8 protein-coding genes and 1 pseudogene are annotated in these 11,713 nt (G+C 67.3%); 2 read left to right on the top strand and 7 right to left on the bottom strand.

Annotation, left to right across the window (positions count from 1 at the left end; translation table 11 throughout):
- The 4 genes and pseudogenes from QZM72_RS35200 to QZM72_RS35185 all read right to left on the bottom strand — a co-directional run.
- Positions 1-346 (bottom strand): annotated as a pseudogene (locus tag QZM72_RS35200) (acetyl-CoA C-acetyltransferase); the annotation flags it as partial.
- Between the two features lie 99 nt (positions 347-445).
- Positions 446-2,308: a class I poly(R)-hydroxyalkanoic acid synthase gene (gene phaC, locus QZM72_RS35195; protein WP_089467560.1), complete on the bottom strand. Its 1,863-nt coding sequence runs from the start codon at positions 2,306-2,308 to the stop codon at positions 446-448.
- 361 nt (positions 2,309-2,669) lie between these two features.
- Positions 2,670-3,509: a peptidoglycan editing factor PgeF gene (pgeF, locus tag QZM72_RS35190; protein WP_301740410.1), complete on the bottom strand. Its 840-nt coding sequence runs from the start codon at positions 3,507-3,509 to the stop codon at positions 2,670-2,672.
- A gap of 6 nt (positions 3,510-3,515) precedes the next feature.
- The gene (locus QZM72_RS35185; protein WP_089467561.1) at positions 3,516-4,724 is read right to left on the bottom strand and encodes an RluA family pseudouridine synthase; all 1,209 of its coding nucleotides are present in this window, start codon (positions 4,722-4,724) and stop codon (positions 3,516-3,518) included.
- Between the two features lie 41 nt (positions 4,725-4,765).
- Here QZM72_RS35185 and QZM72_RS35180 point away from each other — a divergent pair, with 41 nt between their 5' ends.
- Positions 4,766-5,590 (top strand): outer membrane protein assembly factor BamD, encoded by an 825-nt coding sequence (locus QZM72_RS35180; RefSeq protein WP_089467562.1) that lies wholly within the window; start codon positions 4,766-4,768, stop codon positions 5,588-5,590.
- 121 nt (positions 5,591-5,711) lie between these two features.
- On the opposite strand, the gene QZM72_RS35175 is transcribed toward QZM72_RS35180, so the two are convergent.
- The 3 genes from QZM72_RS35175 to QZM72_RS35165 form a co-directional block, all read right to left on the bottom strand.
- Positions 5,712-7,970, bottom strand: coding sequence for an ATP-dependent DNA helicase (locus QZM72_RS35175; RefSeq protein WP_089467563.1), 2,259 nt, complete (start codon positions 7,968-7,970; stop codon positions 5,712-5,714).
- Positions 7,971-8,025: 55 nt separating this feature from the next.
- On the bottom strand, positions 8,026-8,241 hold the full coding sequence (locus QZM72_RS35170) for a YdcH family protein (protein ID WP_006478692.1): 216 nt from the start codon (positions 8,239-8,241) through the stop codon (positions 8,026-8,028).
- Between the two features lie 76 nt (positions 8,242-8,317).
- Positions 8,318-9,055: a hypothetical protein gene (locus QZM72_RS35165; protein WP_089467564.1), complete on the bottom strand. Its 738-nt coding sequence runs from the start codon at positions 9,053-9,055 to the stop codon at positions 8,318-8,320.
- 165 nt (positions 9,056-9,220) lie between these two features.
- Between QZM72_RS35165 and QZM72_RS35160 the strand changes: the two genes are divergently transcribed.
- Positions 9,221-11,545: a Tex family protein gene (locus QZM72_RS35160; protein WP_089467565.1), complete on the top strand. Its 2,325-nt coding sequence runs from the start codon at positions 9,221-9,223 to the stop codon at positions 11,543-11,545.
- Positions 11,546-11,713: the final 168 nt, after the last annotated feature.

Below are 11,713 nucleotides of genomic sequence, written 5' to 3'. Positions count from 1 at the left end.
CCTGGCCGCCCGCGATCACGATCTCCGCGTCGCCCGCGACGATCGCGTTCGCCGCCAGCATCACGGCCTTCAGGCCCGAGCCGCACACCTTGTTGATCGTCATGCCCGGCACGGCGCTCGGCAGCCCTGCCTTGATCAGCGACTGCCGCGCCGGGTTCTGTCCGGAGCCGGCCGTCAGCACCTGGCCCATGATCACTTCGCTGACCTGCTCGGGCTTCACGCCCGAGCGCTCCAGCACCGCGCGGATCACTGTCGCGCCCAGTTCCGGCGCCGCGATCTTCGCGAGCGAGCCGCCGAATTTGCCGACCGCGGTCCGCGCGGCCGATACGATCACTACATCCGTCATTTCCCTTTCCTCCAGGCCCGCACGACACGGCGCATCGTTACCGGCCCTGTTAAAAAAACTGCGGTGCGCCGGACAGCGTGCGCCGCTGTCCGGCTTTCGTCAATCGCGCTGCAATACGTAGCGCCCGGGCGCCGGCTCGATCACCGGGAATTGCGCGGAACCCGCCTGGGCCGGCGGCGCGACCTTGCGGCCGCCGTACGCGTCCAGCCACTCGACCCACGTCGTCCACCAGCTTCCCGGCTGCTCGGTCGCCGCGGCGAACCAGTCGTCCGCGGATTCGGGCAGGTCGTCGTTGACCCAGTAGCTGCGCTTCTTCTTCGCCGGCGGATTGATCACGCCCGCGATGTGCCCCGATGCGCCGAGCACGAACTTCAACGGGCCCGACAGGATCGACGTCGATGCGTAGGCCGTCTGCCACGGCACGATGTGATCCTCGCGCGAACCGTAGATGAAGGTCGGCACGTCGATCAGCGACAGGTCGACCGATTCGCCGCACACGGTCAGCGCACCCGGTTCGCGCAGCTTGTTTTCGAGATAGGTATGGCGCAGGTACCACGCGTACATCGGGCCCGGCAGGCTCGTCGAATCGCTGTTCCAGTACAGCAGGTCGAACGGCGCGGGCGTGCGGCCCTTCAGGTAGTTGTCGACGACGTAGTTCCACACGAGATCGTTCGGCCGCAGGAACGAGAACGTATTCGCGAACTCGACGCCGCGCATCAGGCCCGGTTGCGTACCGTTCTTGCCGCCGATGGTCTGCTCGCGCATCTGCACGTGCGCCTCGTCGACGAATACGTCGAGAATGCCCGTATCGGTGAAGTCGAGCATCGCGGTGAGCAGCGTCATCGATGCGGCCGGATGTTCACCGCGCGCGGCGAGCACCGCGAGCGCGGTCGCGAGCATCGTGCCGCCGACGCAAAAGCCGAGCGTGTTGATCTGCTCGCGGCCGCTGACCTGCTGCACCGCGTCGATCGCCGCGAGCAGCCCTTCGTTCATGTAGTCGTCCCACGTCTTGTGCGCGACCGATGCGTCCGCGTTGCGCCACGACACGAGGAACACCTGATGGCCGTTCGACAGCGCATGCGCGACGAGCGAATTCTCGGGTTGCAGGTCGAGGATGTAGAACTTGTTGATGCACGGCGGGACGATCAGCAGCGGCCGCTCGAACACCTTGTCCGTCTTCGGCGTGTACTGGATCAGCTGGATCAGGTCGTTCTCGTACACGACCGCGCCTTCGGTACACCCGAGGTTCTTGCCGACCACAAACTGCGATTCGTCGGTCTGCGAAATCTTGCCGCGCTGCAGGTCGCCGAGCAGGTTCATCATCCCCTGCCGCAGGCTTTCGCCCTGCGTTTCGAGGATCGATTTCTGTGCGTCGGGATTGAGTGCGAGGAAGTTGCTCGGCGCGGCGGCGGCCGTCCATTGCTGGACCGTGAAGCGGATGCGCTCGCGCGTCTTCGGATCGGTCTGCAGCGCGTCGGCCAGCTCCTGCAGGTAACGCGCGTTGAGCAGATACCACGCGGCCGCGAACGCATGCGCGGGCGACGCCTTCCACGCGTCGCCGCTGAAGCGACGGTCTTTCAATTCCGGTGACTCGAGCTTCGCGGCGGCCGCCTGCTGCATCAGCGTCATGCAATCGCGCGCGTAGTCGGCCTGCAATGCCTGGAGCCGTTCGGGCGGAATCGCAGCCACCGGCAGCTTCAGCCCCGCGAATGGCGACGCCATCGCGCCGAAGTCGGGCATCGACGGCATCTGGAACGGAAACGACGTCGGGAACTGGAATGTCGCGAACGGATTGACGGAGGCCGATGCCGTCGCGGCGCGCGCCGGATCGGCAAAACCGCGCCACGCGTTCAACCACGACTCGAACATCTGCTGCATCGGCTGGGCGGCCGGATCGAAACCGGCGCTGCCTGCGGAAGTGCCCGCATGCGCGGACGTCGACGAATTTTTCGATGCTGTCATTACCTGCCTTACCGGTGATTCGTGAGCGTCAATCGTGAAATCCTGCTCGCGCGCGGCGTGCCGGCTGCGAGCCGGGCCGTCATGCTCTGGAGAGGCGTCTCCAGATTCTGCCGCAGTGCGGTATTTTTATCATTATCGTTTTCCCCATGTGAAGCGCACGATCAAACCACTGAACATTTCTACACGGAGATAATCCGCGCGCAACAGACGGGACAAGGGTTCCGGCGAAACATAAAACATTTTGTATGGCTTGACTCCGGGATTTTTCATTCAGTCGCGCATGCGGCGCCGCATTGCCGCCTCAATATCGAGATAACCCGATTTCGCGGCGCAACAAAACCGCGCACGCATGCGCATGCCGTCAATCGGCCAGCCAGATTGCCGCGGCCATGCGGCCCGTCACACGGTCGCGCCGGTACGAATAGAAGCGCGCGCGGTCGGCGACCGTGCACGCGGTCCCGCCGCTCACGTGCGCCACGCCGGCACGCGCGAGTCGCAAGCGTGCGAGCGCATGGAGATCGGCGAGAAACTTGCCGGGCGCGCCGTCGATCGCGACGAACGCATGACGGGTTTCATCATGCTCCGACTGCGGGGCCGTGTCGAGAAACGCATCGCGCACGTCGGCGCCCACCTCGAACGCCTGCGGGCCGATCGCCGGCCCGAGATACGCATGGAGCGCGCGCGTCGCGCCGCCCGCCAGCGCCGCGACGCGCGCCGCCGTCTGCTCGACGATGCCGGCCGCAAGCCCGCGCCAGCCCGCATGCGCGGCGCCGACCGCACGGCCCTGCGCATCGCACAGCAGCACGGGCAGGCAATCGGCCACCATCACCACGCAGACGGCGCCCGGCCGGTTCGTGACGCTCGCGTCGGCCCGCACCGGCGCCGTTGCAGCGGGCGCAGCGGCAATCACCTCGTCCGCCTGCACGATCTGCGCACCGTGAACCTGCTCGAGCCACGCGGCGCTCGACTGGCCGGCGAGCGCCAGCATGCGCGCGCGATTGACGGCGACATGGTCGGGATCGTCACCGGTATGCAAACCGAGATTCATCCCGCCCGGCAGCGCGGCACCGTCCCGCCAACGCCCGTACGGGCCTTCGCTCACACCGCCGTCGCGCGTCGTGATCAGCGCGCGCACGCGCGGCGACACCTGCCAGTCGGGCTGCACGCAGTCCTGCCACGTCAACGGCGCCAGGTTCGTCATCGGCACTCACTCCTCCTCATCGTCCAGGTACGGCTCGTCGTCGTGATACTCGTCGCCGAAATCGTCATCGTCGTAGACACCGTCGTCGTCGTCGAATTCCTCGTCGCCCTGCCCGAAACCGAGCGCCGCGACCAATGCGTTCATGTCGTCCGGCAGCGGGCAGCGCCACTGCATCGCCTTGCCCGTGACCGGATGCACGAGGCCGAGCCGCCACGCATGCAGCGCCTGTCGCGCGAATCCGTCCGGCAGCGGCGCGACCGAGCGCTTGCCGCGCGCGCGCCCGTAGACGGGATCGCCAAGCAGCGGGTGCCCGGCGTGCGCGCAGTGCACGCGGATCTGGTGCGTGCGGCCGGTTTCGAGATCGCACTGAATCGCCGACACCGGCTGACGTTGCCACAGGCATGTGTCAACCGTACGGAAATGCGTGCGCGCGGGCTTGCCCGACGCGCCGGTAACGACGGCCATGCGCGTGCGCTCGCGCGGGTCGCGGCCGATCGGCGCGTCGATCGTGCCCGCCTCGGGCATCGTGCCCCACACCAGCGCGAAATAGCGGCGCTTCACCGTGCGGGCCTGCAGCTGGCGCACGAGGTCCGTCTGCGCGGCCAGCGTGCGCGCCACGACCATGAGGCCGGAGGTTTCCTTGTCGAGCCGGTGGACGATCCCTGCGCGCGGCAGGCCGGCCGCCGCGTCGCCGTAACGATGCAGCAAACCGTTGAGGATCGTGCCGCTCCAGTTGCCGGCGGCCGGATGGACGACGAGGCCGGCCGGCTTGTTGATGACGACGAGCGCGTCGTCCTCGTAGATCACGTCGAGCGGCACGGGCTCCGGCGTGAACGCGAGCTGCTCGGGCAGCAGATCGGGCACGAGCTGGATCTTCGCGCCGAGCGGCACCGGCTGGCGGATCTTCGCCGGCGCGCCGTCGACGAGCACGCGCTGCGCCTCGATCCAGCTCTGCAGGCGGCTGCGCGAGAATTCGGGGAACAGTTGGGCGAGCGCCTTGTCGAGTCGTTCGCCCGCGAGCGACAGCGGCACTTCGACGACGCGCGGCGCATCGTCGCCCGCCGCGGACGGCACCACGGGCGGCTGCAATGCGTCGCCGGCCAGATCGTCATCGAGGGAATCCCCCGACGCAGCGTCGGCGGGCCGATCGCTTGGGCTATAATCTTCGCGATTTGGTGTGCCCGGCTGGGCATTCTGCGAACTTGAACGGGTCATTTAGACTGGGTCACCGAGACTTGAAGCTAGGACATGCGAGCATGATGAATTCGACCAAACGCACGGCCAGAACCGTCGCCGCCCGGGCTGCGGCGGTAGCGGCCGCGGCCCTCATCGCCGGCTGCCACGGCTTGCCGCAGAAGCAGGACGAGACGGCTACCTGGTCGAACAACAAATTATACTCAGAGGCCCAGGACGCACTGTCCGGCGGCGACTGGGGCAAGTGCGCGAAATATTTCGAATCGCTGCAAGGCCGCGATCCGTTCGGCCATTTCGCGCAGCAAGCGCAGATCAACGTTGCATACTGCAACTGGAAGGACAACGAAGCGGCAGCCGCCGACCAGGCCGTCGATCGCTTCATCCAGCTCCACCCCGATCATCCGGACATCCCGTACGCGTACTACCTGAAGGGGATGATCCACTTCAACGACGATCTCGGCCTGTTCGGGCGCTTCTCCGGCCAGGACATGAGCGAGCGCGATCCGCAGGCGCTGCGCGAATCGTACGATGCGTTCAAGGTCGTCGTCGACCGCTTCCCGAAGAGCAAGTACGCGCCCGACGCGGCCGCACGGATGCGCTACATCGTCAACGCGCTGGCATCGCACGAAGTGCACGCGGCCGACTACTACTACCGTCGTGGCGCGTATGTCGCGGCCATCAACCGCGCGCAGCTCGCGATCAAGGACTACAAGGGCGCGCCGGCGATCGAGGATGCGCTGCACATCATGATCCTGTCGTACGGCAAGCTGAACCAGCCGGAACTCGCCGAGGACACGAAGCGCGTGCTCGCGGGCACGTTCCCCGACAGCCCGTACGTGACCGGCCATGCGCGCCCCGGTACGAAGAAGTCGTGGTGGCAGTTCTGAAACACGGCGCGATGTAACACCCGTTGCGCATGCAAAAAACCCGGCCATCGAGCCGGGTTTTTTATTGGCGCCGCATTCGGGCGGCGCCGGGGCATTCATGCGCGGCGCGCCGCGTGTGCGGTCACGCGTGCTTGCCCGAGCGATGCTCGTCGAAGAAATCCTGCACGACCGCGATCTCGCGCGTGCGCTTGAACGGCGGCAGGCTTTGCCAGATCCGGCGCCCGTAAGGCTTGTCGACGAGCCGCGTGTCGCAGATCATCAGCACGCCGCGATCCGTCTCCGCACGAATCAGCCGGCCCGCGCCCTGCTTCAGCGTGATCACGGCCTGCGGCAACTGGTGCACGGCGAACGGGCTCAGCCCCTTCTTCGTCAATGCGTCGAGCCGCGCGGCCAGCACCGGATCGTCCGGCGGCGCGAACGGCAGCTTGTCGATCACGACCAGCGACAACGCATCGCCGCGCACGTCGACGCCTTCCCAGAAGCTCTGGCTGCCCACCAGGATCGCATTGCCGTACGCGCGGAAGCGGTCGAGCAGCTCGGTGCGGCTTGCGTCACCTTGCACGAGCAGCGGCGTGTTCCAGCCGCGCGATTCGATCACGTCGCGCAGCTTCGACGCGATCCGGTCGACCGCGCGCAGCGTCGTGCACAGCATGAACACGCCGCCGCCGGATGCCTCGATCGCCGGCAGCGCGGCATCGAAGACGGCATCGGTAAACGCCGGTGACGACGGCTGCGGCAGGTTGCGCGGCACGTACAGCAACCCTTGCGACTGGTAATCGAACGGGCTGGCGAGCGTCATCGAACGACGCGAGCTGAGGCCCATCTGCGCCGCGTAGTGCGTGAAATCGCCGCGCACCGACAGCGTGGCCGACGTAAACACCCATGCACGCGGCACGCCCGCCCGCTGCTTCGCGAAAATCGGTGCGACCGACAGCGGCGTTTCGTGCAGCTGCACGGTATGCGCGAACACTTCGACCCAGCGCACCTTCTCGTTCGGATCGCCGTCGGCGGCCGCCTTGTCGCCGGCTGCCGCCGCATCGGCCTTCGCGGCCGCTTCCGCCGCGCCGGGCGCGCCCCAGCCGGCCAGCAGGTCTTGCAGTTCGCGGGCGCGCCGCAAGCACGCGCCGAGCGATTCCGCGCGCTCGGCCTGGCCCGCGAGCGCCGATGCGAGCGCGTCGAGCGCAACGTCGAGCGCGTCGAGCGCACCGAACATCGGGTGATCGTCGCCGAGCTGCGCGAGCGACATGCGCACGATCTGGTCGTTCGCGAACGCGAGGCGCAAGTCGCGCGCCGCGCGCTCGAGATCGCCGCCGAGCTTCACCCACTCGACCGCGTCGCGCGCATGGCTCAGGCCTTCGGCCACCGTGTCGCGCGCGAGTTCGAGGATCTGCGTCGTCGACAGCGTCTCGCCGAAGAACAGCGTCGCCGTCTCCGGCAACTGGTGCGCTTCGTCGAAGATGATCGTGTTCGCGTTCGGCAGCAGTTCGGCCATCCCCGTGTCGCGCAGCATGATGTCCGCGAAGAACAGGTGATGGTTGACGACGACGACGTCGGCCTGCTGAGCCTCGCGCCGCGCCTGCATCACGAAACATTCCTTGTAGTGCGGGCATTCCTGGCCGAGGCAGTTGTCGCGCGTCGACGTGACCATCGACCACACGGGCGCGTTTTCCGGCACGCTCGCGAGTTCGGCCTTGTCGCCGCTCTTCGTGATTTTCGCGAAGCGGACGATTTCCTGCAGATAGGCCGTATCCTGCCGCGACGGCAGCCGGCCGTTGTCGGCCGTGCGTTGCAGGTAGTAGTGGCACAGGTAGTTGGCGCGGCCCTTGAGCATCGCGACCGTCACCGGCACCGCGAGCGCATTGCGCACGGTCGGGATGTCGCGCTGGAACAGCTGGTCCTGCAGGTGCTTCGTGCCGGTCGACACGATCACCTTGCCGCCCCACAGCATCGCGGGCACCAGATACGCGTAGGTCTTGCCGGTGCCCGTGCCGGCCTCGACGATCAGCGTGTTGTCGCCTGCGTCGCCGTCGGACTCGGTTGCCGCGGCATCCTCCGCGGCCGGCCCGGCCGGCCCGGCCGGCTTGTCGGCGTCGCCCAAGCGGCGCGCCGGCCGCTTGCGGGTTTCGAAGATCTCGGGCTCGGGCATCCGTCGCGCCGACGCTTCCATCGCGGACGCGACCGCGCGCGCCATCTCGATCTGCGACGTGCGCGGCCGATAGCCGTCGAGCGCGCGCGCCAGCAACCCGCCTTCGCCGAAGATCGTGTCGAGTTCGTCGACGCGCTTGCGGCTCAGCTCGAAGGTGCCTTCGGGCGCACGAGCGCGCCCGGCGGACGTCGTGTCACGTCGGGCATCGGGGGTGGCTTCAAGCGGTGAATTCAAGGCAAGCGTTCCTGTGTCCAGCGCCCGGGCGGCGCCGGCGCTTGCCAGGCCGCGCTCAGGCGCGCTTATCCGGTTCGAGCTGCGATTGCAGCAAAATGATTTTGTCCTTGGCCGCCAGCTTTTCCTTCTTCAGGCGGTGCAGCGTGATGTCGTCGATGTCGGAGTGTCCTTCCTTCAGCTCGATCTCCCGAGCGAGCTGCTGGTGCTGCTCCTGCAATGCAGCCAAACGGTTGTGCAATTCCTGCTGCTGTTCCGTGTGACGGTTTTGCATACTTGCCTCCTCATCGAAGCAGCGCGACGGCCGGCATGCCGACGCGCCCGAGACTGATCCCGATCAATTCAACACGTTACTGCCCCTGCTGTTGCTGCTGTTTGGCCTTCTCGGCCGCTTCCTGCTGACGCCGCTCGACATCGGCCTTGTGCTGCGCGGCTTCCTTCTGCTTCTGCTCGTAGCGCGTGGCGTTGTCCGCCCGCTCCTGCGCCTTCTGCGCCGCCTGTTGGCGCGCCTGGTCGAGCTTGCGCTGGAAATCCGCCTGCTTCTGGTCGTATGCCTGCTTGCTCGCCGCACGTTGCGGCCCTTCCGCGCCGCGCTGCGCCTGCTTCAGTGCATTCTGCTCCTGCTTGTCGCGGAATGCAGCCGCGTTGGCCGCGTCGTTCGCCGCCCGCTGCGGTGCTTCCGCCGCGTTCTGGGCCTGCTTCAGCGCCTGCTGCTGGTCGCGCTGCTGCGCCCGCACCGCACGCTGCTCGTCGTTGAGCGCGAGCTGCTCCTGGCGGATGCTAGCCCGCTCCTCGCGCATCTGGTCGCGCGCCTTGCCGAGACAGTGATTGACGAAGAACTTGCTATAGCAATCGTGCTCCGCCACCGCATAACGATAATCGTTTTCCGCGGAGCGTTGATTGAGCACTTTTTGACGGGCGTCGAAATCCGGGGCGGCCGAGGCGGCAACGGACGCGGACGCGGCGGCGTCCGAGGCCTGCGCGAATGCGCCGGAAGGCCCGGCAGACAAAGCCGCGGCGAGCGCTGCGCCGAGCGCGACGAGAGAAATACGGGAAGTTGGCAACGTCGTAGGAAAGCTGCGGGACATGTGTCAAATTCTATCACCCCCGGCTGGACGCTCCGCCATTTATGGCAAAATGCCCCGCTTCATTCACCCGCGGCCTCCGGCCTCGCCGGGCCCGCCGGGCAGCCCGCCGCTTCGGGCCTGCCGGCCCGCGCCGCGATTTCAGCAGGCAGACAGACCATCCACGACATGACGGAAACCGTAGCACTCAAGATCGTACAGCGCATCGCCACCGAACTGTCCGTCCAGCCGCGCCAGGTCGCGGCGGCCGTGCAACTCCTCGACGAAGGCTCGACCGTTCCGTTCATTGCCCGGTACCGCAAGGAAGTGACCGGCAACCTGGACGACACGCAGCTGCGCCAGCTCGAGGAACGCCTCCTGTACCTGCGCGAGCTCGAGGATCGCCGCGCCGCGATCCTGTCGAGCATCGACGAACAGGGCAAGCTGACCGACGAACTGCGTGCCGCGATCGACGCGGCCGACAGCAAGCAGGTGCTCGAGGACCTTTATCTGCCGTACAAGCCGAAGCGCCGCACCCGTGCGCAGATCGCCCGCGAGGCCGGCCTCGAGCCGCTCGCGCAGGCGTTGCTCGCGAACCCGCTGCTCGACCCGCAGGCCGAGGCGGCCGCCTATGTCGACGCCGACAAGGGCGTCGCCGACGTGAAGGCCGCGCTCGACGGCGCGCGCGACATCCTGTCCGAGCAGTTCGGCGAGACGGCGGAGCTGCTCGGCAAGCTGCGCGACTACCTGCACAGCCAGGGCGTCGTGTCGTCGGCCGTCGTCGAGGGCAAGGAAAACGAGGAAGGCGAGAAATTCCGCGACTATTACGACTACGCGGAAACGATCAAGACCGTGCCGTCGCACCGCGCGCTCGCGCTGTTCCGCGGCCGCAACGCCGGCGTGCTGACGATCAAGCTCGGCCTCGGCGAAGAACTCGACGCGCAGGTGCCGCACCCCGGCGAGGCGATGATCGCGCGCCATTTCGGCATCGCGAACCAGAACCGGCCGGCCGACAAATGGCTGTCCGACGTCTGCCGCTGGTGCTGGCGCGTGAAGGTGCAGCCGCATATCGAAAACGAACTGCTCACGCAGTTGCGCGAAACGGCCGAAACCGAAGCGATCCGCGTGTTCGCACGCAACCTGAACGACCTGCTGCTCGCCGCGCCGGCCGGCCCGAAGGCCGTGATCGGCCTCGACCCGGGCCTGCGCACGGGCGTGAAGGTCGCGGTCGTCGACCGCACCGGCAAGGTGCTCGCGACCGACACGATCTACCCGCACGAGCCGCGCCGCGACTGGGACGGCTCGATCGCGAAACTCGCGCGCATCGCCGCGCAGACGCAGGCCGAGCTGATCAGCATCGGCAACGGCACCGCGTCGCGAGAGACCGACAAGCTCGCGAGCGAATTGATCGCGAAACACCCGGAGCTGCGGCTGCAGAAAATCGTCGTGTCGGAGGCCGGCGCGTCGGTCTACTCGGCGTCCGAGCTCGCCGCGAAGGAATTCCCCGAACTCGACGTGTCGCTGCGCGGCGCCGTGTCGATCGCCCGCCGCCTGCAGGACCCGCTCGCCGAGCTCGTGAAGATCGAGCCGAAGGCGATCGGCGTCGGCCAGTACCAGCACGACGTGAACCAGCGCGAACTCGCCCGCTCGCTCGACGCGGTCGTCGAGGATTGCGTGAATGCGGTCGGCGTCGACGCGAACACGGCGTCGGCCCCGCTGCTCGCCCGTGTGTCGGGCCTGAACGCGACGCTCGCGCGCAACATCGTCGACTACCGCGATGCGAATGGCCCGTTCCCGTCGCGCGAGCATCTGCGCAAGGTGCCGCGCCTCGGCGACAAGACCTTCGAACAGGCCGCCGGCTTCCTGCGCATCAACGGCGGCGAGAATCCGCTCGACCGCTCGTCGGTGCACCCGGAAGCGTATCCGGTCGTCGAACGGATGCTCGCGAAAATCAACAAGCGTATCGACGACGTGCTCGGCAACCGCGAAGCGCTGTCGGGTTTGTCTCCGGCGGAATTTGTTGACGAACGTTTCGGCCTGCCGACCGTGCGCGACATCCTGGCCGAACTGGAGAAGCCGGGCCGCGATCCGCGCCCGGAATTCAAGACGGCCACGTTCCGCGAAGGCGTCGAAAAGGTGTCGGATCTCGTGCCGGGCATGACGCTCGAAGGCGTCGTGACGAACGTCGCCGCATTCGGCGCGTTCGTGGATATCGGCGTGCACCAGGACGGTCTCGTCCACGTGTCCGCGATGTCGACGAAGTTCATCAAGGATCCGCACGAAGTCGTGAAGGCCGGCCAGGTCGTCAAGGTGAAGGTGATCGACGTCGACGTGAAGCGCCAGCGCATTGCGCTGACGATGCGGCTCGACGACGACGCGGCCGCGCCCGGCATGGCCCCGCGCGGCGGCCAGGATCGCGGCAACGCGGGCCGCGGCGCCGCCCGCCCGCAGCGTTCGCGCGAGCCGGAACCGGCCGGCGCGATGGCCGCCGCATTCGCGAAGCTGAAACGCTGAGCACGCGAAGCGTCGACGCACAAAAAACCCGCCGAAAGGCGTAATGCCGTTCAGTTAAGGTTCTTTTTAAGGACACGGACGGCATAGCGTTTTGGCACAGCCTTCACGGCCCGCTCGAATTTTCGAGCGGGCCGTTCTTCTTTGAGTAGCGCGACCAGACGTAGTCGC

The organism is Burkholderia sp. AU45388 (genome assembly GCF_030481585.1).
GTDB lineage: Bacteria > Pseudomonadota > Gammaproteobacteria > Burkholderiales > Burkholderiaceae > Burkholderia > Burkholderia sola.
Note: the sequence above shows the minus strand (reverse complement) of the source record. Positions and strands in the feature narration are given on the sequence as shown.

Bases quoted from the DNA above. Each gene is read 5' to 3' on its own strand.
- QZM72_RS35170 (WP_006478692.1), bottom strand. From the start codon at position 8,241: ATGCAAAACCGTCACACGGAACAGCAGCAGGAATTGCACAACCGTTTG.
- QZM72_RS35160 (WP_089467565.1), top strand. From the start codon at position 9,221: ATGACGGAAACCGTAGCACTCAAGATCGTACAGCGCATCGCCACCGAA.
- QZM72_RS35165 (WP_089467564.1), bottom strand. From the start codon at position 9,055: ATGTCCCGCAGCTTTCCTACGACGTTGCCAACTTCCCGTATTTCTCTC.
- phaC (WP_089467560.1), bottom strand. From the start codon at position 2,308: ATGACAGCATCGAAAAATTCGTCGACGTCCGCGCATGCGGGCACTTCC.
- QZM72_RS35180 (WP_089467562.1), top strand. From the start codon at position 4,766: ATGATGAATTCGACCAAACGCACGGCCAGAACCGTCGCCGCCCGGGCT.
- QZM72_RS35185 (WP_089467561.1), bottom strand. From the start codon at position 4,724: ATGACCCGTTCAAGTTCGCAGAATGCCCAGCCGGGCACACCAAATCGC.
- pgeF (WP_301740410.1), bottom strand. From the start codon at position 3,509: ATGACGAACCTGGCGCCGTTGACGTGGCAGGACTGCGTGCAGCCCGAC.